The sequence below is a fragment of the Streptomyces sp. NPDC001904 genome, assembly GCF_040297005.1.
GTDB lineage: Bacteria > Actinomycetota > Actinomycetes > Streptomycetales > Streptomycetaceae > Streptomyces.
In genome coordinates, this window is the sequence record NZ_JBEOYI010000006.1 from 105,569 (window position 1) to 129,105 (window position 23,537).

Here is a 23,537-nt window from a genome sequence, read left to right on the forward strand (position 1 = left end):
AGCGGCCTCCCTGGTGTGACGGTGCGCCGGTGTGACGCGGTGTGAAGCGCGGATACGTCCCGCCGGAGCGGAGCGGCCTCGAACGTACATCACATCCATATTGTGCAACCACTGTTCAGTCAGTGGGATCCATTGTAAGTTTCCGACGCAGCCGCGGACACGGCTGGCACGAGCCGCTTTTGAAGTTCATGGCAGGTGGGGCGAGTTCGCCGGCCCTGCGCAGAACCGGCGATTCACCGACCAAAAGGGTTGACGCCGTCGCACGATATGGAGAACGATCCCGCATGCTGCAACTTGCGTTCAATGGAGCATGGATGGCGTTCACACAGGGCCCCGGCGCTCCCGCCCCGTTCGAGAGGACACACCCATGAGTACGGCCGCACCTCCCCGGAAGGTCTCTCCACCCCGTGAGCGGACCGGCGGACGGCTCTCCAACGGCGCGTTCGCCCTCCTGCTGACGGCACCGGGACTCGCCCTCTTCGCGGCGATCATCATCTATCCGCTGATATCGGCCCTGTTCACCGGTTTCTTCAAGCAGGACCTGCGGCTGCCGGGCCGCGAGTTCGTCGGCCTGGAGAACTTCACGTACTGGCTGGACGGCGACTTCCTCACCATCCTCAAGCAGACGCTGGTCTTCACCGTCGGCGCGACGGTCGTCCCCTTCGTGATCGGCTTCGCCCTCGCCCTCGCCCTGAACACGGGCCTCAAGGGCAGCGGCTTCATGCGCGGCCTCTTCCTCTTCCCCTGGGTGATCCCGGGCGTCGTGGTCTCCTTCCTCTGGATGTGGATCTTCAACGCCAACTACGGCGTCCTGAACGGCGTCCTCATGAAGGCCGGCCTCATCGAGGACTCGGTCTCCTGGCTGGGCCAGCCCGGCACCGCCATGCTCGCCGTGATCATCACCAAGACCTGGGCCAGCTTCCCGTGGATGATGGTGATGCTGCTCGCCGGTCTGCAGACCGTGCCCAAGGAGCTGCACGAGGCGGCCTCGATGGACGGCGCGGGCTCGATCCGCCGCTTCTTCAACGTCACCTGGCCGCAGGTGCGCGGGGTGGCCTCGATCGTGCTGCTCCTGGAGTTCATCTGGAACTTCCAGCACTTCGACACCATCTACGTGCTCACCGGCGGCGGCCCCGCCGGGTCCACCGAGACCTTCGCGACCGCCGTCTACCAGACCGCCTTCAAGGGCTTCGACATCGGCCGCGCCACCGCGCTGGGCGGGCTGTGGATGCTGCTCCTGCTCGTTCTCGTCGTCGTCTACCTCAGGATCACCGAGCGGAAGGGCGACGCCCGATGACCACCACGACCCCCATGACCTCCTCCCAGCTGTCCGGCACCGAGCGGCTGTCCGGCACCGGCGCCGCGCGGACGCCCTCCGCCGCCACCGGGCAGACCTCGCGCCGCCGGATCCGCAAGGACGTGCTGCGCTCGCGGATCGCCGCCTGGACCGCGGTCGTCGTCATCGGCTGCTTCGGCCTGCTGCCGGTGTACTGGCTGCTCGCCACCGCGCTGAGCACGCCCGAGTCGACGTTCCAGTTCCCGCCGAAGCTGATCCCCACCGATCTCACGCTGAGCAACTTCACGGCCCTCGCCGAGAACGACCAGTTGATCAAGTACCTGGTCAACTCCATGATCGTCGCCACCATCACGGCGGTCCTGAGCGTGATCGTCGCGACGTACATGGGCTACTCGTTCTCGAAGTTCCGCTACCGCGGCCGCCGTTCCCTGATGCACATGGTGCTCGCCTCGCAGATGTTCCCGCAGGCGCTGCTGCTGGTGACGCTGTACGCCGTGTTCTCCAGCTTCGGCCTGCTCAACACGTACACCGCGCTGGTGCTGTCGTTCACCACGTTCACGATGCCGCTGTGCGTGTGGATGCTGAAGGGCATCTTCGACACCATCCCGGACGCCCTGCTCGAAGCGGCCTCCATCGACGGCGCCTCCCGCTGGCGCACCCTGCACTCCATCGTGGCGCCGCTGGCCGCGCCCGGCATGATCGCCGCGGGCCTGTTCGCCTTCGTCCGCGGCTGGAACGACTTCATCTTCGCGGTGACCCTCGCCGACAAGGAGAAGCAGACGCTGCCGCCCGGCCTGGTCTCCACCTACATCGGAGAGTTCCAGACCGCCTGGCCCGAGCTGATGGCCGCGTCGCTGGTCGTGTCCGTCCCGGTGGTCGTCGCCTTCATGTTCCTCCAGCGCTACCTGGTCGGCGGCATGACGGCGGGCTCGGTCAAGTAGCCGACGGCTCCCGCACCTCCACTCCTGTACTTCCGCTGAACCCGCGCGGGCCCCGCCCGCACGCGCCCCCACACTTCCCTTCCGTCCCACTCCCCCATGGAGACACCATGACCACCAACGGCATCAGCCGGCGCGGCGCCCTGCGCATGTTCGGTATCGGAGCGCTCGGTGTGGCCGGCGCAGGCGTGCTCGGCGCCTGTGCGCCGTCCGGCGCCAGCACCTCCTCCAACGGCGGCGACACGAAGTCGAAGAACTTCGACTTCACCTCATGGTCGCTCAACGAGGAAGCCGCCAAGCCGTCGATCGAGAAGATCATCAAGGCGTGGGAGACGGAGCAGAAGTCGAAGATCCGCGCGGTCTCGTACCCGTACAACGAGTACCTGAGCCAGCTCACCCTGAAGCTCGGCGGCGGGGAGACCACCGGCGCGGTGCACCTGGACATCGCCTGGCTCGCCGCGGTGGCGCAGATGGGCAAGCTGGCGGACCTCGGTTCCGTGGCGGGCAAGGGCGGCTACACCGATGTGGCGCTGAACAGCGGCAAGTACGACGGCAAGCAGTACGGCCTGCCGTGGAACACCGGCTCGATCGGCCTGATAGCCAACACCAAGCTCCTGAAGAAGGCGGGCATCGACAAGCAGCCCGGCACCGTCGAGGAGTTCGAGGACGCGCTGCGCGAGCTGAAGGGCCTGGGCGGCGGGGTCGTGCCCTACGCGGCGGCGACCAAGGTGGCGCAGCTCAAGGACATCTTCCCGTGGATGCAGACCTTCGGCTGCAAGCTCCTCGACGGGGACAAGGTGACCATCGGTGACGACGCCTCGATCGACGCGGTCACCTGGTACAAGAAGCTGCACGACCAGAAGCTGATCGCCGCCGACGTGGACCGTTTCGACGCGCGCGCCCTGTTCAGCCAGGGCAAGGCGGCCTTCTACGACGACGCGATCATCGGCAAGGGCGTGACCTCGGCCCAGTCGAAGGACAAGACGCTCGCCGACGCGATGCAGCCGGTGCCGCGCCCGGTGCTGAAGGCCGGCGACACCCCGCAGGCGCTGCTGTGGGGCGGCGTGATCGCGATCGTCAAGGGCAAGGGCCAGGACGCGGCGACGGACTTCGCGCTGCACGCCACCACCGACCCCGAGACGATCGCCCAGTACTTCGTCGAGCGCGCGCTGCCGCCGTCGACGACGGCGGGCCTGGCCGACCCGAAGGTCGCCAAGGACACGTTCACCACCGAGTGGACCGAGAAGATCACCAAGACGGCGACGGGCAGCCCGTTCTGGCAGTTCGCGCAGAACGCCCAGATCGAGGAGGCCGTGGCCAAGCAGGTCCAGGCCGTCCTCGTCGGCAAGTCGAAGCCGAAGGACGCGATGAAGCAGGCCGCCGAGGAGGTCTCCGACCTCATCAAGCGCTGACCTCGTCAAGCGCTGACCTCGTCACGCGCTGACCCGGCAGGCGCCAGGGCCCGGTGAACGTCGCACGGCCGTCACCGGGCCCTTCGCTGTCCGCGCCCGCCCCACTCCCCCTCGGCCCGCTCCCCCTCGACCAGGCCTTCGGGCCACTCCTGTTCGGCACCTCACCGCACCCGCGAAGGAGTTCACCATGAGACGACCCACCGTACGCACGTACGCTGCCGCGACGGCCGCCGTCGCCGCCCTGCTGATGCCCGTATCGGCGGCGAGCGCCGACAGTGCCGCGGCGGCAGCGGCCGCGACCGTCGAGAAGGTCCCGTACGCGATGGACTCGTCGAACCAGGCCGCCTGGTGGACCCCGGCCGCCACGTACAAGGGCCGCGGCCAGTACACGTACTTCGCGTTCAACGAGCCGGGATCGACGGCCGCCACGCACCGTCCCGCGATCGCCCGCCGTGACCCGGACGGGGTCTGGAGCCGGCTGCCGCTGCTGAAGAGCGACGGGCAGCAGGCCGAGTTCGCCGACGACAACGGCCACAACCAGCCGTCCGTGGCGCGCGACGGCAGCGGACGGCTGCACGTCTTCACGTCCATGCACTGCGACACCTGGCGCTACTTCCGCACCACGGCCCCCGGCACGGACGTCACCGACCACGCGAGCGAGCTGCCCGACCAGGGCCAGGGCATCACCTACCCGGTGCTGACCACCGCGCCCAACGGCGACGTCTACCTGGCGGCCCGCGTCGGCTGCGGCAACTCCCAGCGCGACGGCAAGCTCTACCGCTGGAACAACGCGGCGAGCACCTGGAGCGTGGTCGCCACCTTCGGTTCCGCGCTGAACCGGTCCGTCTACCCCGACGACCTCACCGTCGACGCCTCCGGACGCGTGCACCTGCTGTACGAGTGGGCCAAGGCGCCCGCGTCGGCCTGGCGCCACCAGCTCTCCTACCTGCGCTACGACCCGACGACCGGGCAGTTCGCCGACCACGACGGTGCGGGGGTCACCCTGCCCACCACGCCCGACACCTCCGACGTGATCCAGGGGCTGACCACGGGCGAGGAGTGGAGCATCGACAACGCCGGGTACACCGGCGCGACGGTGCAGAGCGCGAAGCTGGTCCTCGACGGTGACACCCCGAAGGTCGCGTACCGCTACCGGTCGGCCGACAGCGGCGGCAACTTCAACGTCTACTACGCCTACCCGAGCGGCACCGGCTGGCTCCGCAAGACGGTGTACGCGGGCGGGACCACCGCGGCCCTCGGCATCACGTGGGACGAGACGGACGGCAAGCGGATCTACTACGTGAAGTCGTCCGGCACGGACCGGGTGTTCGCCGCGACGCAGGCGGCGGACGCCTCCTGGACGGCCGAGTCCGTCGCGCCCGGGGTGAGCGCGGACCGGCTCGCGGTGCGCCGCGACTCGGACGGGAACGACGTGCTGTACCTTCCGGACACCGCGCACGGTTCCCTCTACTACGGGGTTCGCTGATCGTCCCCGCTCTCCGCGGGCCCGGCGGGGCGGCGACCGATGAGTCCCGCCCCGCCGGGCCGTCTCCATGAGGGACGACACCGGCAGCGGACGAGGAGAGACATGGACGGCATCGACCAGGACCGGGTGAGCGCCGTACTGACCGTCGCCGCACCCGTCACCAGGGTGTTCGCGGTGCTGGCCGACCCGGCCAGCCATGCGGCGATCGACGGGACGGGCTGGGTGCGGCACTCCGTCGACCGGGCGCCGCTGACCGAGCCGGGGCAGGTCTTCCGGATGGGCATGTACCACCCCGGTCACCCCGACGGCACCTACCGGACCGCCAACCGCGTCCATGTGCTCGAACCGCCGCACGCCATCGGCTGGTTCACGGGGACCGAGCAGGAGGACGGCAGCCTGCGGTTCGGCGGCTGGTACTGGCGCTACGACCTCGCGCCGCTCGGCCCGGACCGGACCGAGGTGACGCTCACGTACGACTGGTCGGCGGTGCCGGACTCCGTCCGTGAGTACGTCGGCTTCCCGCCGTTCCCGCCGGAGCACCTGCCCGACTCGCTGCACCACCTGGCCTCCCTCGCCGAGGGCTGACGCACCCCGGCTCGACCGGGTCCCTCCTCCTGTGATGCCATGAGCGTCCACGTCCGAGGAGGCGGCGGTGTCCGGCAGAAACACACGGTGGGTCGCAGGCGCCCTGGCCCTGGTCTGTCTGTTGCTGATCGGTCCCGGCGCGCCGCGCGACGACCTGCCCGTCGCCGAACCGCTGCCCGCCGGCGCGGCCACGGAGATCGTGCCCAACCGGGTCATGACGTGGAACATCTGCAATCCCTGCCGTGGCGCGGGGCAGAACCTCGGCCGCGCGGCCGACATCGCCACGTACGCGCCCCAGGTCGTCGGCCTGCAAGAGGCGTGCGTCCGCGATGTGGAGCAGATCAGGAACGATCTGGAGCACGTCTACGGGCTCGTCTACCACGTCACGTACGGTTCGGTGCTGCGGAACTGGAGCCGCTGCGGCGGGCTGCCCTGGCACCCCGGCGGCTACGGTCAGGCGATCCTGTCCGCGGCTCCGGCGACGGACGGCGTGACCGTGGAGTATCCCGACGGCGGTTCCGAGGACCGCGGGTTCATGGCGGTCACCACCGAGGTGGACGGCCGCCCGGTACGGGTCTTCAACACCCATCTCGCCGAACGGCGTCAGGAAGCGGTGCGTGCGCGTCAGGTGCCCGTGCTCGCCGAGGAGGTCGCCCGGCACGACCGCGCGATCGTGCTCGGCGACTTCAACGCCGTGCCGGACTCGCCCGAACTGCGCCCGATGTGGCCGCTGGCCACGGACGCGGATCCCCGGTGCGGCCCCTCCGCGGGCGGCGCCTGCGAGCCGACCACCGACTGGCAGAGCCGCTTCGACTACGTCTTCCTGCGGGGCATCGAGCCCCAGGCCCACCGGGTGCGGCCGAGCGAGCACTCGGACCACCACATGCTGTACGCGGATCTGACCCCGCTCTGATCCGGCCTCGCTCAGGTCGCACAGGTGACCGCCATGCGGACAGGCGGACGAAGACATTCCGTTTGGTGCATACGATTCCACGAACCGTTCCGCACCACCCCGGAAGGCGCTCGTGAGCTCCACCCCTCCCCCACACGCCCCGTCCGTCGCAGCACCCGCAGGCCCCTCCCCGGTGGCGATCCGCTCCGCCGCCGACGTCTCCGACCTCGTCAACTCCGGTACGGCCAGTGGCCGGCACGCCAGGATGATCGTGGTGATCGCGCTCGGCGGCATCTTCCTCGACGCGTACGACCTCAGCTCGCTCGCGTACGGTCTGCCCGACATCACCCGACAGTTCGGCCTCAGTTCCGCGATGGCCGGCACGGTCACCGCCTCCATCAGTGTCGGTTCGCTGCTCGGCGCGCTGCTCGGCGGCTGGCTGGTCGACCGAATAGGCCGCTACCGCGTCTTCATGGCCAACATGGTCTTCTTCGTCGTCACCGCGCTGGTGTGCGCGGTCGCGCAGGACGTGTGGACGCTGATCGTGGCGCGCTTCGTGATGGGCATCGGCGTCGGCATGGACATCCCGGTCGCCATCGCCTTCCTCGCCGAGTTCTCCCGGCTGCGCGGCAAGGGCAGCAAGGGCTCGCGCACGGCGGCCTGGTCGCCCGCCTGGTACACCGCGACCAGCGGCTGCTACCTGGTGATCATGTTCCTGTACTTCGTGCTGCCGGACGCCCACCTGGGCTGGCTGTGGCGGTTCACCGTCGGTTTCGGCGCGGTGCCCGCACTGATCGTGATGCTGCTGCGCCGCCGCTACATGAACGAGTCGCCGACCTGGGCCGCCGAGCAAGGCGACCTGGAGTCCGCCGCGCGGATCCTCCGGGAGTCGTACGGGGTGGACGCGCGCGTCGCCGACGACGTCCCGGCGCGGGCGCCCCGCCCGCCGCGGCCCGGGCTCGCCTCGTACGCGCGCCTGTTCACCGGCCCGTACCGCACCCGCACCGTCCAGTCGGTGGCCGTCGGTCTCGCGGAGACCTTCGGCTACAACGCGGTCGCCTTCGGGCTGCCCATCATCATCGCCACGCTGATGACCCAGGGTCCGCTGACCACGATCGCGTCCTCGTTCGCCCTGAACCTGGTCTTCGCCCTGACCGGTGGGCTGCTCGGCGTCCGCTGGGCGTCGACGCGTGGTGCCTGGCCGATGATGACGCTCGGCTTCGCGATCCAGTTCGTCGCCATCACCGTGCTCGCCCTGATCGGGCAGCCGTCCGGCACGGCCGTCGTCACGGCGGGCATCCTCATGCTCGGCGCGTTCATGTTCGCCCAGGGCTTCGGGCCGGGCGCGCACATCATGAGCTTCGCCTCGCTGGGCTTCCCGACGTCGATGCGCGGCGTCAGCATCGGCTTCAACCAGGCGGTGCTGCGACTCGGTTCGACGCTGACGCTGTTCTTCTTCCCGATCCTCAGCACCGGTCTCGGCACGCACGTGTACTGGGTGATCCTGGGCGCGCCCGCCCTCGGTCTGGTCGCGCTCCTGGTGAAGCGGTGGGAGCCGGTGGGCTTCGACGCGGACGCGGAGGAACGGGCGGCGGCGCGCGGCTGACGCCGGGGCCCGGCGGTTCAGTGCCGCTCTAGCCGTACGACGACTGCTTTCGACGTCGGAGTGTTGCTGCGCTCGGCGACGCTGTCCAGCGGGACCAGCACGTTGGTCTCGGGGTAGTACGCCGCTGCCGAGCCCCGGGGCGTCGGATAGGCGACGGCCCGGAAGCCGGGGGCCCGCCGCTCGACGCCGTCCTCCCACACGCTCACGAGATCGACCAGGTCGCCCTCGGCGAAGCCCAGTTCGGCGAGATCGTCGGCGTGGGCCAGGACGACGCGGCGGGCGCCTTCGATGCCCCGGTAGCGGTCGTCCATCGCGTACGGGACGGTGTTCCACTGGTCGTGCGAGCGCAGCGTCTGGAGGATGAGGTGGCCGGGCGGCGCCGTGAGTCCGGTGAAGGTGTTGGCGGTGAAGACGGCGCTGCCGGACGCGGTCGGGAAGCGCCGTTCGTTGACGGGGTTGGGGAGGGTGAAGCCGCCGGGCTCGCGCACCCGGCGGTTGAAGTCCTCGAACCCGGGGACGACCCGCGCGATGTGCTCGCGCACGAGGTCGTAGTCGTCCTCGAACGCCCGCCAGGCGATCCCGTGCCGGGCGCCGAGGACCGCGCGGGCCAGCCGGCTGATGATCGCCACCTCGCTGAGCAGCGCGGGCGAGGCGGGCGTCAGCCGGCCCCTGGTGGTGTGGACGTCGCTCATGGAGTCCTCCACCGTCATGAACTGCTCGCCGGTGGCCTGGACGTCCCGGTCGCTGCGGCCGAGGGTCGGCAGGATCAGCGCGGTCTCGCCGCAGACCGTGTGCGAGCGGTTGAGCTTGGTGGAGATGTGGGCCGTGATCCGGCAGTTGCGCAGCGCGCGCTCGGTCACGTCGCTGTCGGGGGTGGCCCGGACGAAGTTGCCCGCCACGCCGAGGAAGAACCGGGCCCGGCCGTCGCGCATCGCGCGGATCGCGTCGACGGAGTCGAGGCCGTGGCGGGTCGGCGGCGTGAACCCGAACTCCTTCTCCAGGGCGTCGAGGAAGGTCTGCGGCATCCGTTCCCAGATGCCCATCGTCCGGTCGCCCTGGACGTTGCTGTGCCCGCGCACCGGGCAGACTCCGGCGCCGGGCCGGCCGACGTTGCCGCGCAGCAGCAGGAAGTTGACGACCTCCCTGATGATGGGGACCCCGTGCTTGTGCTGGGTGAGTCCCATGGCCCAGCAGACGATGACGCTGCGGGCTTTGAGCACCCGCTCGTGGACCTCCTCGATCTCCTCGCGCCGCAGTCCGGTGGCGGCGAGCACGTCGTCCCAGTCGAGGGCGCGGATGTTGTGGTCGAAGAGGGCGAAGCCGGTGGTGTGGCGGTCGATGAACTCCTGGTCGAGGACGGTGCCGGGGGCCTCGTCCTCGGCCTGGAGGAGCAGCAGGTTCAGCGCCTGGAACAGGGCGAGGTCGCCGCCGGGGCGGATCTGGAGGAACTGGTCGGCGATCTGCGTGCCCCGGCCGATGACGCCGCGTGCCTTCTGCGGGTGCTTGAAGCGCAGGAGTCCGGCCTCGGGCAGCGGGTTGACCGCGACGATCCGTCCGCCGCGCCGCTTGGTCTCCTCGAGCGCCGACAGCATGCGGGGGTGGTTCGTGCCCGGATTCTGGCCGACGACGAACACCAGGTCACTGCTGTACAGGTCCTCCAGGCTGACGCTGCCCTTGCCGATGCCGAGGGTCTCGTTGAGCGCGGAGCCACTGGACTCGTGGCACATGTTGGAGCAGTCGGGGAGGTTGTTGGTGCCGAACGCGCGGGCGAACAGCTGGAGCAGGAAGGCGGGTTCGTTGGCGAGGCGGCCCGAGGTGTAGAAGAGCGCCTCGTCGGGGTCGTCGAGGGTGGTCAGTCCGTCGGCCAGCAGGGTCAGGGCCTCGTCCCAGCCGATGGGCTCGTAGTGGTCGCTGTCCGGGCGCTTGACCATGGGCTCGGTCAGCCGGCCCTGCTGGTTGAGCCAGTAGTCGGACCGCTGCGCCAGTTCGCTGACGGGGTGCTCGGCGAAGAACTCCCGCGTGACGCGGCGCGTGGTGGCCTCGTCGCTGATGTGCTTGGCGCCGTTCTCGCAGTACTCGTTGCGGTGCCGCTTGTCCGGTGCCTCCTCGGGCCAGGCGCAGCCGGGGCAGTCGATGCCGCCGGCCTGGTTGATGTTCAGGAGGGTGAGGGCCGTGCGGCGGGGCGAGGTCTGGCCGAGCGCGTACTTCAGGGCGTGGGCCACGGCCGGGGCTCCCGTGGCCCAGGTCTTGGGCTTGTGCAGGGAGAGTTCCTCCGCCGGCTCGCCCGTGTCACGCATGCCCATCACCTCGGCGTCTCGTCCGTGGGCCGGGGAGTTCCGGCGGCCCGCGCACAGCAGGATTCGCCCGGGCCGCCCGCACGGTCAAAGCGGAAGATCCGATCGTCGATAGGCGGATACGATCAAGTCTGCTCCCGAACACCCCGAACCGGACAGGCGGTGGCTCCGGCCCGTGCTCCTGAGACAGCTCGAGTACCTGGTGGCGCTGGCCGGCACCGGGCACTTCGCCCGGGCGGCCCAGAACTGCTTCGTCTCCCAGCCGACCCTGTCGGAGGGCATCCGCAAGCTGGAGAGCGAGCTGGGCGTGCCGCTGGTGCGGCGCGGCCACCGGTTCGAGGGGCTGACGGCGGAGGGCGAGGAGGTCGTGGTGTGGGCGCGGCGGATGCTCGCCGACCGGGACGCCATGACGGCCGGTCTGGCCGCGCTCCGCTCCGGTCTGGAAGGCGAGTTGCGGATCGGCGCCGTGCCGACGGCGGTCGCGGCCGTCGCGTTGCTGACGCAGCCGTTCTGCGCGGCGAATCCGCAGACCACCCTACGGGTGCACGCCGATCTGCAGGGCGACGAGATCGTCCGGCGGCTCCGCGCGTTCGAACTGCACGGCGCGGTGACCTATCCGACCCGTGAGCCCGGTCTGCCGTTCGTGCCGCTGTACCGGGAGCGGTACGTCCTGCTGACGCAGGCGTCGGCGGACGTGGACGCGGAGGGCGTCGGCTGGGCCGAGGCGGCGGCCCGGCCGCTGTGTCTGCTGCATCCGCACATGGTGGGCCGGCAGGTGCTGGACGCCGTCTTCGCCGAGTTGCGGGTCGCGGTCGCGCCGCGCGTGGAGACCGACTCCATCGCGTCGCTCATCGCGCACGTCCGCACGGGGAACTGGTCGACCGTCGTCCCGCACACCTGGCTGCACGTCTTCGGCATCCCCGCCGGGATGCGCGCCGTGCCCCTGCTCCGGCCCCGGCGCAGCGCGGGCATCGGACTGCTGCTTCCGCCCCGCACCCCGCTGTCGGTGATGGAACAGGCGCTGGCCGACCTGGCCCGCGCGTCCTCGATGCACACGGTGCTGGACGAACTGCCGGGCTGAGCCGCCCGAGGAGCGCGGGCGGGCCGTGCGGGGCGGGGGTGAGGCGGAAATTCGAGACCGCCGGTCAGGGCTCCTGCCGCAGGGCCCTGGCCTGATCAGCGAGCCAATCGGGGGCTATGACCTCGGGGTTTCCGTCAAGTGCGGCGGCTGCCCGGTCCAGCGCGGCGGCAGCGGCTGTCGGGTTCTGGGGCAGGGTCCGGGCGGCGTCCGCCAGGGAACCGGCCGCGGCCGACTGCCCGGCTCCGGCGATCTGCAGCATGGTCCGGGCGCGCTCGGCGGTGGCCACACACTCCTCGTGGCTGCCCTCGCACCAGTACGCCCAGGCCAGGTCGAGAAGGCAGACTCCCTCGGCGCGGGGGTTCTGCATCTGGGACGCCGCGCGCCGGGCGTCCAACAGGATCGTCACGGCCCGGCCCGGCTCGCCGAGTGCGATGAGGGCGAGCCCCTGGGCGTTCTGCGCGTAGGCGATCGCTTCCAGACTGTTGGCGGCCCGGTAGGCGCGGACCGTCTCGGCACCTGCGTCCGCGGCCTCGCGCCAGCGTCCGAGCGTCAGCAGGGCGATGGTGCGGGCATTGCCCGAACGGGCTGCGGTGAGCGGATCGCCGTCGGCCCGGGCGAGTTCGGCGAGCCGTTCGGCGCCGGTGAGTGCGCTGTCGCCGTCGCCGCGGTAGCTGTGGTTGAGGCTGAGGGAGAGCAAGGTGTGCACCTCGCCGTCGCGGTCGCCGATCTCCCGCGCGAGAGCGGCGGCCCGGGTGAACGGTCCCACGGCGGCGTCGAGGTCACCGAGTTGCCGGTGGGCGTCGCCGAGTCCGAACAGGGCGCTCTGGTGTGCGGCCCGGTCGTCGAGGTGTTCGGCGAGCTGCGCAGCCTGTGTGAACAGGTCGACGGCCTGTTCCATCGGGCCCGCGCTCAGTCGGGCGTGCCCGAAGGCGACGGTGTGCGCGACGCGGATCCTCTCGTCCCGGATGTGCCCGTCGACGGCGAGGTGCATGGAGACGGCCGCGAGCACGGAACCGTGCCAGACGAGCCATGCGCTGATGCCGTTGAGCACCTGGGCGGCGCCGTCGTGATCCTCGGCCCGGACGAGGTGATCGAACTGGCGCCGCTGCGCCTCGAGATCCTCGGGCGTGCGCCAGGTGCTGTGCGGCGTGGCCTGCTGGGCGTACCAGGATGCGATGCTCCGTTCCAACTCCTGCCTCCGGAAGGGTCCGTGGTCGGGTAACTGTGCGAGAACGAGGTCCGAGTCCAGAGGATGCAGCGAGAAGGTACGCCGGATTCGGTCCACGGACACCAGATGGGTGCGGACCAGGGAGATCAGGACGGGTGCCACGCGCAGGCCGGAATCGATGCCGCGCAGGACGTCCTCGATCTGCGGCTGGGTCATGGGCGTGCGCAGTGCGGCGAGTACCCGCAGGACGGCGCGGGCCGGCTCGTCGAGACGTGCGTAGCGGTCCTGGGCGAGGTCCTCGACGACTTCCTGCCGTCGGGTGAAGTCCCGCAGGACGTCGCGGAGGCTGGGCATCAGCACGGTGTCGTCGGCCAGCGCCCCGACCAGCAGTTCGAGGGCGCGGGGTACGCCGTGGACGTGGACCGCGGCCCGGAGGAGTTCGTCGTCGGACAGGTCCGCCATGCCCAGCGTGCCGTCGTGGTCGAGTTCGCGCAGCAGGGCGACCGCCTCGGTGTCCTCCAGCCCTTTGGACAGCTCGATCTGCGCGGCGAAGCGCCGCAGTTCGGGCGGGAGGCGGACCGGAAGCTGGCTCGTGACGAGGAGCCGTGGAGTGGCGCGCGGCGCCCTGAACAAGCAGTCGATGAAGACGGCGAAGCCCGGGTCGGCGATGGTTCCGTCGTCGTCGAGGATGTCCTCCAGATTGTCCAGGAGAATGATGACGAGCCGGTCCCCCATGGCGGTGAACAGGGCGTCGAGGCGGTCGTGTTCGGCGCTGGTCGTGTTCCACACCTGCCGCAGGTGGTCCTGGCTCTCGGTTCCCAGCAGCCGAGCACAGTCGAAGTAGATCCGCTCCAGGGAGATGCCCGAGGTACGGGTCGACAGGTTCACGAAGCCCGACGGCAGCGGACCTCGGGCGGAGCCCGGCCACTGCCCTCGGTCGAGAAGGTCCATGACCTTGGCCGCCAGCGCGCTCTTGCCGATGCCCCGGCGCCCCGTGAGGGTCACCATGCGTACAGCGGGATCGCTCAACTGCGCCGAAATCGCGTCGCGTTCACGGGTGCGGTTCTTGAACAGCTCGATGCCGTGCGCCACGGGCACGCCGACCACCCGCGTCCATTGGCGCCCCTCCGCCTCCGGCTCGTGTGCGGTGACGAGGTCGAGCCGCGCGGGAGCCGCGAGCGCGAGCAGGCGGGTGAGCCCGCTGCGCTGTTCGTCGTCGAGGCGGCGCAGGGCGTGGTCGAGGCGGACGGCGGTGAGCCGTCCCGCCCCCTCCGGTCTGTGGTGCTCGGCGACGACACCGATGACGCGGCTGCCGGACCAGACCACGGCGCCGGACATGCCTTCCCAGGGCGATCTGCCGGGGTCCGGGTCGGCACCGGCGGGTGCGACGGTCAGCTCCAGGGTGCCGCCGCGGAGGTTGGAGAGCACGGCGACCGTACCGTCGGCCTGGTGGAGCTCACGGAAGGTCTTTCCGTCCGGGCCGCGGCGCCGCTTCCACAGCGGGAAACCTGCCGCGTGCACCCGGATCACGTCCGGACGGTCGTCGGGGACACGTCCGAAGCGGGTCGGCGCGAGGCCCGCGGTGGCCTGCGCGGGTGGCTCGAGGGTGAGCACGGCAAGATCGGTCCGGCTGTCGTGCCAGGCCACGGCCGCCGGGGCCGACCACTGTCCCGGCCGGTCGGCGTCGCACCGTACGCGCACCTCGACGGCATCGGCCACCACGTGCGCGGCGGTGAGAACCGCTCCGTCGGACACCCGGTACCCGGAGCCGCGCCGACCGCCGCCCTGCGTACTGACGATGATCTCCGCTATCCGGTGCGGGTCGAGGCCCGCACCTGGGGACGGCGGATCAGCGCTCATCGGTCAGTTCTTCGCCGGAGATCCACGCAGGCGTGTCCGGAGCCTCACTCATGACCGGCTGGAGGGTCAGAGTGATGCGCTGCTGAGCGGTCTGCGCGTGACGGGCGCTGGCGCCGACGTCGAAGACCCAGAAGCGCACCTTGGCCCCGGGCTCCCTGCTGCGCTCCACACCCACCGTGAGTTCGAGCTCCAGCTTCTCGGCCTGGAACCGCAGGGCCTCACCGGACCCCGCCGCCATGGCCCGGCCCAGTTCGCTTCGCAACTGGGCGATCATGTCGGCCAGTTCCACCGCGTCGTCCACTGCCGACCGCCCCGTTCCCCATCCGCCACCAGCTCCCACACGCCCGCCGAGCATACCCGCAGGCAGTCAACTGCACGCCGGGGAAGTCGACTTGGCGGGGCCGCGGCTCGCCGATGCCGACGACATTCGCGGGGACCGCGGTCCGGTGGCGAGTGGGGCGGCGTCCCAGTTGCCGCGTTTCTCCACGCAACGGGATCCGGAGCCGCTCGCACATTTCATCCAGCCGGTTGTGGAACGCACACGACCTCGCCGCACCCGGCTGCCGCGGCGCCGCACAGGAGCGCTTGGTGCGACGCCCTCGCGGGGGCTACTGCTACGAGCACGTCGTCCCCTTCGCCGCCGCCCTGGAACGCCTCGGGTTCGACATCGCCCTCACCCCGGGTGAGCCGGCCGCGATCCTCGACAAGCTCGGCCCCGACGGGCGGTGACGCCGGGGGTACGGCAGGTGGGGAGCCCGCCCAATCCGCTTTACGGCGCGTGCGCAGAATAGGGGCGGTTGCAATAGCCCGCGCATGCAAGTAGTGTCTTCGTCTGTAAGGCGTGCGCTCGCGCCCTGACGCGGCTCACATGGCCACTCGGCCTCCACCCCCACATCTCGCAAAGGCACGACCCATGGCACTCAAGAACCTCCTTCCCGGCCGTCTCGGCTTCGGCACCGCCCCGCTCGGCAACATGTTCCGCGACATCCCCGCCGACGAGGCCCGCGCCACCGTCGAGGCCGCCTGGGACCACGGCATCCGCTTCTACGACACCGCCCCCTTCTACGGCGCCGGGCTCGCCGAGGAACGGCTCGGCGAGGTGCTCGCCGGCAAGCCGCGCGACGAGTTCGTCCTCTCCACCAAGGTGGGCCGGGTGATTCTCGACGAGCACGAGACCGCCGTGCCGGACTTCGGCGAGAAGGGCGGCCTGTTCGAGCACGGGAACCCGAACAAGATCCTCCACGAGTGGACCGCCGACGCCACGGAGCGCTCCATCGAGGGAAGCCTCCGGCGGCTCGGCACCGATCGCCTCGACATCGTCTGGGTCCACGACATCGCGCAGGACTTCCACGGCGACGCGTGGCTGGGCAAGTTCGAGGAGGCCCGCACCGGAGCCTTCCGTGTCCTGTCCCGGCTGCGTGACGAGGGCGTCATCAAGGCCTGGGGTCTCGGCGTCAACAAGACCGAGCCCATCGAGCTGACCCTCGCCCTCGACGAGCCCCGGCCCGACGGCTTCCTCCTCGCCGGCCGCTACACCCTGCTCGACCACGAGCACGCGCTGACCCGCCTGCTCCCCATGGCCCAGGAGCAGAACGTCGACATGGTCGTGGGCGGCCCGTACAGCTCCGGCGTGCTCGCCGGCGGCACCCACTTCGAGTACCAGCAGGCACCGGCCGAGATCATCGAGCGCGTCGGCAAGCTGAAGGCTCTCACCGAGAAGCACGGCGTCAGCATCAAGGCCGCTGCCCTGCAGTTCTCCCTCGCCCACCCGGCGTCCGCCGCCGTCGTCCCCGGAGCGACCCGGCCCGGCCGCATCGCCGAGGACACCGCGGCCCTGAACGAGACGGTCCCGGCCGCGTTCTGGACCGACCTGCGTGCCGCGGGCCTGGTCAGCCCGGTGGCCCCGCTCCCGTACGACGCCTGACCCGCACACGACACCAGAAGGAACGACCATGGCTTCCACGTCCGTCTCCCGCACCGTCCCCGCCCCGCCCGACCGGGTGTGGAGCCTGATCGGCGGATTCGACGCCCTGCCCGCCTGGCTCCCCTACATCTCCGCGAGCACCGCTCTCGAAGGCGGCAGGGTCCGCCGCCTGACCAACCCCGACGGCGACATCATCGTGGAGCGTCTGATCAGCTTCGACGAGGCCGAGCGTCACTACAGCTACGCCATCCTCGAGGCCCCGTTCCCCGTCGATGGGTACCTCTCCACGATCCGGGTCCACACGGTCCCCGGCCGCGACGACCTCGCCGAGGTCCAGTGGTCCGGCCGCTTCCACGCCGAGGGCGCCACCGAGGAGGAGGTCGTCGAACTCTTCACCGGCATCTACACCGATGGCCTCGACTCCCTGCACGAGACTCTCGCTCAGGGCATGTCGCCGAAGGCGTGAGGCACGGGCCGCGCGAGGGGGTGGAAGCTGTCGGAGAGCCGTCAGGACGCGGTCGATCCCCCGGTGGGGTGCCCGACACCGGGGGACGGCCCGACAATCACCTCGACGGCGATCACCCCGACAGGGCACCCTGGGCCCCGATGACCAGAATCGATGACACGCCCAAGGCGTGGGACGAGCGCACGCAGCTCACCACGTTCCTCGACTACGCACGTGACACCGCCCGCGCCAAGTGCGAGGGCATCTCCGAGGAGGATGCCCGGAAGGCGCTTCTGCCCGGCTCACCGCTGATGACGGTGAGTGGGCTGATCAACCACCTGCGGTGGGTCGAGTACTACTGGTTCCAGGTGATGCTCCTCGGCGAGGAGGACCTGGGGCCCTGGACGGACGAGGATCCCGACCGGGAGATGCGGATCGCCGTGGAGTTCCCCGTGGGGCAGGTGCTCGACGAGTACGCCGCGCAGTGCGCCCGGAACCGGGAGCTGGCCGCCGGGACGGAGCTGGACACGCGGGCCGAGCGGCCGATCCGGGACGGGCTCCACGTCGATCTGCGCTGGATCCTGCTCCACCTGACCGAGGAGACCGCCCGGCACAACGGGCATCTGGACATCCTGCGGGAGATGCTCGACGGCTCGACCGGCTCCTGAGGCCCACCGGGGCGGTCAGTGGCCGGCGAGGAGTTTCACGCCGACCACGCCCAGGCCGATCACGGCGTTGAGGACGCCGGTGACCGTGGCGCGCAGGATGCCCGCCCCGATGCTGCGGCCACCGGCGAAGCCCCACAGGGCGAGCGCGGCGACCTCGCTGTAGACGGAGATCCACAGGGCGGTGTCGAGGTGCAGCGCGCCCGCCGCGGACAGGCCGATCAGGAGCAGCGGTCCCACGGCGCTGGTCAGCAGCGGGCTGCTGACGAAGAGCACGTGCCGGATCTCGTGTGCTCCGGGCCTGCTGCGGTGGGCGACGGGGTGTGCCTGCAGGTCGGCGACGAGGGTCGCCAGCCACAGGCCGAGCGCGGTCACGGCGACGGCGACCACGGCGCCCGAGTGGCTGGGGTGACCGCTCATGGCGAGGCCCACCAGGACGGCGAGCAGGGTGAGCGAGGCGTAGATGCGCTCCTTGAGCCGTTCTCCCCACACCTCCGCCCGTTCGTGCGCGGCGGTGTCCGGGCCCGTACTGCCGTCGGTCACGTCGAAGGTCCTTCCCGTACGTCGTCCTGGCCGTCGTCGCGAACGTACACAGCCGCCCGCGCCCGGCACTGTGGCAACACGGCCGGGGCCCGCTCGTCGTGCCCGATGAGCGCGCCCCCCACACGTTGTCACGCACGACGAAGCCGCCCGCGCACCGCCTCCCCCCACACCGGCGCGGCGGCCCCGGCTGCCGCGCGGAAGGGGCCGGGCACACCGTCAAGTCGACTGCTTCGACAGCACGTTGGCCGTGTCATGAGCGTGTAACGGTGATCGGCACTCTCTCGCGCCCCGACCGGCCGCCTGGCAGACTGACAACGATGCTCCGACCGCCTCGGGGGAGGAACCGGACGGTATGACAGCGACGATCTCCGTGAGGGTCGAGGGCCCTGTCGGGCTGGACGAACCAGAGGAACTCCGCGCCGAGCTGGCCCGCGAGACCGCCCTCCAGTGGCGGCTGGAAGCGGCGGACGAGGAGCGGGACACGCTCGACGGCGGGACGGCCGCCGCCCTGCTGATGGCGGTCCTCACCAGCGCCACCGGGGCCGTGGTGCAGGCCGCGGCGCAGCGCGCCATCGACGCGTGGCGCGGCCGCCGGCTCGACCCGCCGACCGTCACCGTGGTCGTGGTCCAGGCGGAGCAGCCGGCCGAGGCGGCGCAGCAGCCCGAGGTGGCGCGGGACGGCGCCGACGACAGCGACGGCGAGCCGCCCGCCCTCGCCGAGGGGAGCTGACGGAGATGGCTTCCCGGGCCCTGGTGATAGGCGTCGGCACCTACGAAGCGAACTCGGGGATGAGCGGCTATCCCACGATCGAGACCAGCGCCCGTGCCTACGGGGACGCGCTCGCCGGGGACCCGCGCTGGGGCGACGCCGCCCGCTCGGTGATCCTCTCCGGCGACGCCGCGTACTCCGCGGACGGCGTGATGCGCGCCCTGCACGACGCCGCCGCTGCGGGCGAGGGGCCCGAGGACACCCTCCTCGTCGTGTACGTCGGGCACGGCGCGTACTGGAAGGACGTCCCCGGCGGCCAGGTGCACTTCGCCGTCGGCTCCTCCTACCAGAACGAGCCGTGGACGTGGCTGTCGTCCTGGTACGTGTACCGGGCGATCCGGCAGAGCAGGGCCGGGCTCAAGGTCCTCATCACCGACTGCTGCTACTCGAACCTGCTGCCGCATCTCGGCCCGGACTCGCCGCTGCCGGGGATCCTGGGCACCCGCTCCGACGGCACCTGTGTCTTCAGCGCGGTCAGCGGCAACGTGCACAACGCGTCGGCCGACGCCTGCGCCAACCTGCCGAGTCCGCTCAACGGCTGCACCCCGTTCTCCGGCCATCTGCTGAACGTGCTGGGGCAGGGCATGTCCGAGCACGACGACGACCTCACGCTCGGCGCCCTGCGTGCGGGCATCGACGAGGACATGCAGTCGTGCGGGGTGCACGACGCGCCCCGGATGCTGCTCAACGACGCCTCCGAGGCGGCGGCGCTGTTCACCAACCACGCCAAGGGCCGCCGCCCGTCCGGCCGTGAGCCGCAGACCGAGGACGACTGGGTCCGCGAGCTCCGGCTGTACGGCGAGCGCAAGCTGCGCAGGCTGATGCAGAAGCCGGATCTGGCGGGCCGTGTCGTGGTCCGCCTGAAGTCCGGCGACGAGCAGAGCCGCGACCTGGCGAGCCGGGTCGAGCGCCGCGCGGCGACACTGCTGCCGAATCCGGTGGACTTCGTGCGCTACTGGCGTGAGATCGAGCCGGCGCTGCTGGGCGGCGCGTGAGCGAGCACAACGGCGTCGTCGGCGCCCGCCGCACTCATCTGCTGTTCCAGCCGGACGTGGCGAAGCTGCTCACCGAGGACTACGCGTGGGTGACGCAGGTCGACGGGCCGCAGTTCGCCCGGATCCTCGACCAGATGCGGTCCACCCGGAGCGAGGCCATGGCGATGCGGGCGCTGCACGCCTTCGCGCTGCGCCGCGGTGTGCAGGACCTGGTGGAGCTGGCGGACGGGTTCGACGCCCGCGACGCGGTCATGATCATGGCGACGGCGGCGCTGGCCCGGCCGGTCAGCGAGGCCGCCGAACTGGCCATGCTCCAGCAGGAGATGGAGGCGGGGCGGCTCAGCGCGCCGATCACCGCGAGCATCGTGCACGACGTCGCCTGCCAGCGCACCGCGTTCGACGTCGCGGTCTTCGTGCGCGTCGTCCGTGACCGGTTCCCGCAGCTCGCGGACCGGACGGTGGCGGTGTTCGGCGGCCCCGACTCGGGCCGCACCAACCTCGACAAGGCGCTGCTGCACACGGCGCTGCTCGACGAGAAGTGCCCGGTCCAGGCCGACCGGCTGCTCGAGCTGACGCTGCACGTCGTCGCCACGCACACGCCCGGCGGCGCCGAGGGACAGGGCGAGGAGATCGCCGACCTCGCGGGCGCGTTCCTCCACCTGAGTCCGCACGGGCAGATCCTGGAGACCTGGGCGCAGGCGCAGTTGAGCGCGCCCGACGCCAAGCAGGTGGACCAGGCGCGCAAGCTGATCGCCCGGCTGATCGCGCGGCGCGGCGCGGGCCACGACGCCCTGGCCGCCCACATCGGCCGCACCGCGCAGCCGCGTGACGTGGTCAAGCTCTGCGCGCTGCTGACCCGCGAGGAGGAGTCGCCCGCCAAGTGCGAGCTGCTGCGCCGGCACGCGGCCGGACAGCAGAACGTCCAGGGCCTGGCCAAGCTGGTGTCGCTGTGGCACCGGGACCCGGTGCTGACGGCCGGGACGCGTGAGCTGCTGGCCGACATCGTCACCGTGCCCGCGGGCCCGGACGCCGTGCCGCGCTCCCTCGATGTCCTCGCTCAGCTGTGCGACTGGCTGAACGAGGAGGAGGGCGGCGACCAGACGTGTGTGGCGTTGCTGTGCCACACCGCCGCGGTGCAGGTGCGCGGGCGCTCCGGGGACGAGCTGACCGAGTTGCTGAACCGCATCACGCGCAACCGCGAGCGGACCCGGGCCGCGCACGAGGTGGGCCGGCAGCTCGCCGTCGCCGTGATGGAACCGCGCGCCGACCGGGAGTGGTTCGTCAGCTGTCTGGTCGTCCTCCAGGAGAGCCGGCACGCCGAGGCGGTGGAGGCCGCGTGCCGCGAGTTGTCCGACCCGTCGGCGTCGCAGGGCGCGGACGCGCTGCTCGTGGCGGGTGTGGCACGGCTGCTGCACGCCTCCGGGCTCGAGAACGCGGCCTGGACCCTGCTCGAACGGTTCCTGGAGAACGAGCAGTTGGTGCAGGCGTCCGACGTGCTGTGCGTGGTGCGGGGCGTGCTGGCGATCCCGCTGCCCGACGCGGAGCTGCTGCTGCGCGCCACGGTGGGCCGCTGGTCGGACGTGCGGCACCGCGACGAGGCGGTCGACACGCTGCGCGCGGAGGGGCTCGGCCCGCAGGCCGACTGGATCGTCAAGTCTCTGCGCTGACCCGGGGGCGCGGCGCCTCTCCCTGGTGCGGCAGGGTGGGCTTGACCCGGCCCATGTAGCGGCGGGCGGCCCGCACGAGCAGCGGGAAGACCAGGACGGCCGCCAGCACGGAGACGGCCCGCGTCGCCGGGGCCGCGGTGTCGCCGAACAGTTCGCGCAGCCCCGTGCAGCCCACGAGCACCGCGAGGTAGCCGACCAGCAACAGCAGCGGCCGTACCGCGGGATCGCCGCGCAGGGCGAACCGGGACACGTGCTCACGGGCGTCGTAGTGGCGCAGCACCCGGCCGATGTAGGGCAGATCGCGCTCGGCGAGCCAGGGCAGCGCGAGCAGCAGCGCCGCCCCGGTGCCGACGCCCGCCATGCCCCGCCAGACGTCGGCCCAGCCCGCCTCGTGGATCACCAGGGCGACGGCCACGAACGCCGCGTAGGCCAGGCACCAGCGCACCGCCTTGCGCAGGCCGGTCGCGTCGGTGCCGGGGAGCGCCACGAGGACCACGCCCGGCATGGCGTAGACGACCATGATCGGGACGCTGTTGAGGGCGACCAGTTCCTCCCAGTTGCCGCGCACGAGGGCGAGTGTGGTCAGGCCGATGACGAGGTTGACGATGAGGATCATCCAGTACGCGTCGATCTCCGCCCCGCGGAACTTGAAGGAGGCCCGGCGCGCGGTCTGCAGGCCGCGATGGGTGAGGTGGGCGCGGCTGAGGGCGGCGACCTCGCGGGTCAGGGCGTGGGTGAAGACGATGCCGGAGCCCATCGGGGACAGCACGGCGTTGAGCCGGATCAGCCAGGCCAGCCAGGTCATCGAGGCGGCGGTGGCGAACTGTGCGTACGGCGACTGGAGCATGTCCGCGGCGAGCGAGCCGCAGTTCCGGGCGAACACGTACTGCAGTGCGGTGTAGAGGGCGACGGCGCCGACCAGGGTGCCGTAGACGGCCCAGCGCAGCCGGGCCGCCTCGCCCATGCCGCGGCGCTTGATGTTGCCCGCGAAGTCCAGGGGCGCCTGGAAGCCGATGTACGCGTAGATGATGCCGCCGCCGAGCACCACGTACAGGGCGGAGAAGTGTCCGGCCTGGCCGCGCAGATGGTCGGCGCCGCCCGACTGGCCGCTCAGGTACCAGGCGTCCCCGGGCGTGCAGGAGCCGGCGGCGTCGGTCGCGGCGAAGGTGAGGCAGACGACGATGAGCAGCGGGACGAGCACCTTGATCACGGTGATGAACAGGTTCAGCCGTATCAGCCGCCGGGCCGGCAGCAGGTTGAAGCCGACGACGACCACCATCAGCAGGACGGCGCACAGGGCGCCGGTGAGCGAGAGGTCGTAGGTCCCGTCCATGCCGAGGGGCAGCCCGCCGACGTCGGCACCCGCCCCGCCGCTGCGCAGCAGGGACGGGAACCAGTGGGCGAGGCCGCGCACCATGGCGGCGGCCTCGCTGGCCGGGTTCACGGCGTAGACGATCCACAGGGCCGCGGCCACGACGGTGGCCACGAGGGGGCCTGCGGCCTGGAGCGGGAGGAAGATCAGGCCGCCGGTCTTGGGCGCGGCGATGCCCAGCTCGACCATCACCGCGGCGATCAGCAGCATCACTGCGCCGCCGATCACCCAGGCCCACACGGCGTCCTCGCCCGCCGCCCAGTGGGCCTGCCCCGCGGCGAGCATCCAGCCGGAGCCGACCACACCGCCGGCCGCGAGTCCCACCAGATCGAGGGCGGACAGCCGTCGGCCCTCGTCCACGTCCTCCGCCGAGCCACCCCGCGCACGCATGTAACCCAACTCCCTCCCCCGTCCCTGGAGTTGTAGCTGGCCAGGCTATCCCCGTTGCGGTGCGCACGGCAGATGAACGGCGCAACGATCCGCGCACGCCGCCCGGCGCGTCTCACCCGCTATGCCGCATAAGTCCAGATATGCATGG

The 23,537-nt window shown here is 71.3% G+C and carries 20 protein-coding genes; 15 read left to right on the forward strand and 5 right to left on the reverse strand.

Annotation, left to right across the window (positions count from 1 at the left end; translation table 11 throughout):
- Positions 1–367 precede the first annotated feature (367 nt).
- The 7 genes from ABT127_RS11965 to ABT127_RS11995 all read left to right on the forward strand — a co-directional run bounded on the left by ABT127_RS11965 (position 368) and on the right by ABT127_RS11995 (position 8,216).
- A complete protein-coding gene (locus ABT127_RS11965; RefSeq protein WP_351447536.1) occupies positions 368–1,297 on the forward strand; it encodes a carbohydrate ABC transporter permease in 930 nt (309 codons plus the stop codon).
- Entirely contained in the window at positions 1,294–2,238 is a 945-nt protein-coding gene (locus ABT127_RS11970; RefSeq protein WP_351447539.1) for a carbohydrate ABC transporter permease, read from the forward strand. Before ABT127_RS11965 ends, ABT127_RS11970 begins: the two co-directional genes overlap by 4 nt.
- Positions 2,239–2,345: 107 nt before the next feature.
- The gene (locus tag ABT127_RS11975; RefSeq protein ID WP_351447541.1) at positions 2,346–3,647 is read left to right on the forward strand and encodes a sugar ABC transporter substrate-binding protein; all 1,302 of its coding nucleotides are present in this window, start codon (positions 2,346–2,348) and stop codon (positions 3,645–3,647) included.
- A 187-nt stretch (positions 3,648–3,834) separates the two neighbouring features.
- On the forward strand, positions 3,835–5,133 hold the full coding sequence (locus ABT127_RS11980) for a BNR-4 repeat-containing protein (RefSeq protein WP_351447543.1): 1,299 nt from the start codon (positions 3,835–3,837) through the stop codon (positions 5,131–5,133).
- 102 nt (positions 5,134–5,235) lie between these two features.
- Positions 5,236–5,718 (forward strand): SRPBCC domain-containing protein, encoded by a 483-nt coding sequence (locus tag ABT127_RS11985; RefSeq protein ID WP_351447545.1) that lies wholly within the window; start codon positions 5,236–5,238, stop codon positions 5,716–5,718.
- Positions 5,719–5,785: 67 nt separating this feature from the next.
- Positions 5,786–6,631: an endonuclease/exonuclease/phosphatase family protein gene (locus ABT127_RS11990; RefSeq protein ID WP_351447547.1), complete on the forward strand. Its 846-nt coding sequence runs from the start codon at positions 5,786–5,788 to the stop codon at positions 6,629–6,631.
- A 172-nt stretch (positions 6,632–6,803) separates the two neighbouring features.
- Entirely contained in the window at positions 6,804–8,216 is a 1,413-nt protein-coding gene (locus tag ABT127_RS11995; RefSeq protein ID WP_351447550.1) for an MFS transporter, read from the forward strand.
- A 17-nt stretch (positions 8,217–8,233) separates the two neighbouring features.
- Here ABT127_RS11995 and ABT127_RS12000 read toward each other — a convergent pair whose 3' ends face one another.
- Positions 8,234–10,513, reverse strand: a complete 2,280-nt coding sequence (locus ABT127_RS12000; protein WP_351447553.1) for an FdhF/YdeP family oxidoreductase — start codon at positions 10,511–10,513, stop codon at positions 8,234–8,236.
- A 172-nt stretch (positions 10,514–10,685) separates the two neighbouring features.
- Between ABT127_RS12000 and ABT127_RS12005 the strand changes: the two genes are divergently transcribed.
- Positions 10,686–11,591, forward strand: coding sequence for a LysR family transcriptional regulator (locus ABT127_RS12005; protein ID WP_351447555.1), 906 nt, complete (start codon positions 10,686–10,688; stop codon positions 11,589–11,591).
- A gap of 64 nt (positions 11,592–11,655) precedes the next feature.
- Here ABT127_RS12005 and ABT127_RS12010 read toward each other — a convergent pair whose 3' ends face one another.
- A complete protein-coding gene (locus tag ABT127_RS12010; protein ID WP_351447557.1) occupies positions 11,656–14,619 on the reverse strand; it encodes a trypsin-like peptidase domain-containing protein in 2,964 nt (987 codons plus the stop codon).
- Positions 14,609–14,920, reverse strand: coding sequence for a trypco2 family protein (locus ABT127_RS12015; RefSeq protein WP_351447559.1), 312 nt, complete (start codon positions 14,918–14,920; stop codon positions 14,609–14,611). The genes ABT127_RS12010 and ABT127_RS12015 overlap by 11 nt, the downstream gene beginning before the upstream one ends.
- A gap of 287 nt (positions 14,921–15,207) precedes the next feature.
- Here ABT127_RS12015 and ABT127_RS39315 point away from each other — a divergent pair, with 287 nt between their 5' ends.
- The 4 genes from ABT127_RS39315 to ABT127_RS12035 all read left to right on the forward strand — a co-directional run bounded on the left by ABT127_RS39315 (position 15,208) and on the right by ABT127_RS12035 (position 17,656).
- Entirely contained in the window at positions 15,208–15,348 is a 141-nt protein-coding gene (locus tag ABT127_RS39315) for an arylamine N-acetyltransferase (protein ID WP_502971685.1), read from the forward strand.
- A gap of 184 nt (positions 15,349–15,532) precedes the next feature.
- Positions 15,533–16,543 (forward strand): aldo/keto reductase, encoded by a 1,011-nt coding sequence (locus tag ABT127_RS12025; protein ID WP_351447561.1) that lies wholly within the window; start codon positions 15,533–15,535, stop codon positions 16,541–16,543.
- 28 nt (positions 16,544–16,571) lie between these two features.
- Positions 16,572–17,009: an SRPBCC family protein gene (locus tag ABT127_RS12030; protein ID WP_351447563.1), complete on the forward strand. Its 438-nt coding sequence runs from the start codon at positions 16,572–16,574 to the stop codon at positions 17,007–17,009.
- 140 nt (positions 17,010–17,149) lie between these two features.
- Positions 17,150–17,656, forward strand: coding sequence for a DinB family protein (locus tag ABT127_RS12035; protein ID WP_351447566.1), 507 nt, complete (start codon positions 17,150–17,152; stop codon positions 17,654–17,656).
- Between the two features lie 15 nt (positions 17,657–17,671).
- Here ABT127_RS12035 and ABT127_RS12040 read toward each other — a convergent pair whose 3' ends face one another.
- The gene (locus tag ABT127_RS12040) at positions 17,672–18,196 is read right to left on the reverse strand and encodes a hypothetical protein (protein WP_351447568.1); all 525 of its coding nucleotides are present in this window, start codon (positions 18,194–18,196) and stop codon (positions 17,672–17,674) included.
- A gap of 352 nt (positions 18,197–18,548) precedes the next feature.
- Between ABT127_RS12040 and ABT127_RS12045 the strand changes: the two genes are divergently transcribed.
- Genes ABT127_RS12045 through ABT127_RS12055 form a run of 3 tightly spaced genes read left to right on the forward strand, consistent with a single transcriptional unit; the run spans position 18,549 to position 21,627 of the window.
- On the forward strand, positions 18,549–18,926 hold the full coding sequence (locus ABT127_RS12045) for a hypothetical protein (RefSeq protein ID WP_351447571.1): 378 nt from the start codon (positions 18,549–18,551) through the stop codon (positions 18,924–18,926).
- A 5-nt stretch (positions 18,927–18,931) separates the two neighbouring features.
- Positions 18,932–19,960, forward strand: a complete 1,029-nt coding sequence (locus ABT127_RS12050) for a hypothetical protein (protein WP_351447573.1) — start codon at positions 18,932–18,934, stop codon at positions 19,958–19,960.
- Positions 19,957–21,627 (forward strand): hypothetical protein, encoded by a 1,671-nt coding sequence (locus tag ABT127_RS12055; RefSeq protein WP_351447576.1) that lies wholly within the window; start codon positions 19,957–19,959, stop codon positions 21,625–21,627. Before ABT127_RS12050 ends, ABT127_RS12055 begins: the two co-directional genes overlap by 4 nt.
- Here ABT127_RS12055 and ABT127_RS12060 read toward each other — a convergent pair.
- A complete protein-coding gene (locus ABT127_RS12060; RefSeq protein WP_351447579.1) occupies positions 21,611–23,389 on the reverse strand; it encodes an APC family permease in 1,779 nt (592 codons plus the stop codon). The two genes, ABT127_RS12055 and ABT127_RS12060, sit on opposite strands and share 17 nt — an antisense overlap.
- Positions 23,390–23,537 lie beyond the last annotated feature (148 nt).

Bases quoted from the DNA above. Each gene is read 5' to 3' on its own strand.
- ABT127_RS11965 (WP_351447536.1), top strand. From the start codon at position 368: ATGAGTACGGCCGCACCTCCCCGGAAGGTCTCTCCACCCCGTGAGCGG.
- ABT127_RS11970 (WP_351447539.1), top strand. From the start codon at position 1,294: ATGACCACCACGACCCCCATGACCTCCTCCCAGCTGTCCGGCACCGAG.
- ABT127_RS11975 (WP_351447541.1), top strand. From the start codon at position 2,346: ATGACCACCAACGGCATCAGCCGGCGCGGCGCCCTGCGCATGTTCGGT.
- ABT127_RS11980 (WP_351447543.1), top strand. From the start codon at position 3,835: ATGAGACGACCCACCGTACGCACGTACGCTGCCGCGACGGCCGCCGTC.
- ABT127_RS11985 (WP_351447545.1), top strand. From the start codon at position 5,236: ATGGACGGCATCGACCAGGACCGGGTGAGCGCCGTACTGACCGTCGCC.
- ABT127_RS12000 (WP_351447553.1), bottom strand. From the start codon at position 10,513: ATGCGTGACACGGGCGAGCCGGCGGAGGAACTCTCCCTGCACAAGCCC.
- ABT127_RS12010 (WP_351447557.1), bottom strand. From the start codon at position 14,619: ATGAGCGCTGATCCGCCGTCCCCAGGTGCGGGCCTCGACCCGCACCGG.
- ABT127_RS12025 (WP_351447561.1), top strand. From the start codon at position 15,533: ATGGCACTCAAGAACCTCCTTCCCGGCCGTCTCGGCTTCGGCACCGCC.
- ABT127_RS12030 (WP_351447563.1), top strand. From the start codon at position 16,572: ATGGCTTCCACGTCCGTCTCCCGCACCGTCCCCGCCCCGCCCGACCGG.
- ABT127_RS12035 (WP_351447566.1), top strand. From the start codon at position 17,150: ATGACCAGAATCGATGACACGCCCAAGGCGTGGGACGAGCGCACGCAG.
- ABT127_RS12045 (WP_351447571.1), top strand. From the start codon at position 18,549: ATGACAGCGACGATCTCCGTGAGGGTCGAGGGCCCTGTCGGGCTGGAC.
- ABT127_RS12050 (WP_351447573.1), top strand. From the start codon at position 18,932: ATGGCTTCCCGGGCCCTGGTGATAGGCGTCGGCACCTACGAAGCGAAC.
- ABT127_RS12060 (WP_351447579.1), bottom strand. From the start codon at position 23,389: ATGCGTGCGCGGGGTGGCTCGGCGGAGGACGTGGACGAGGGCCGACGG.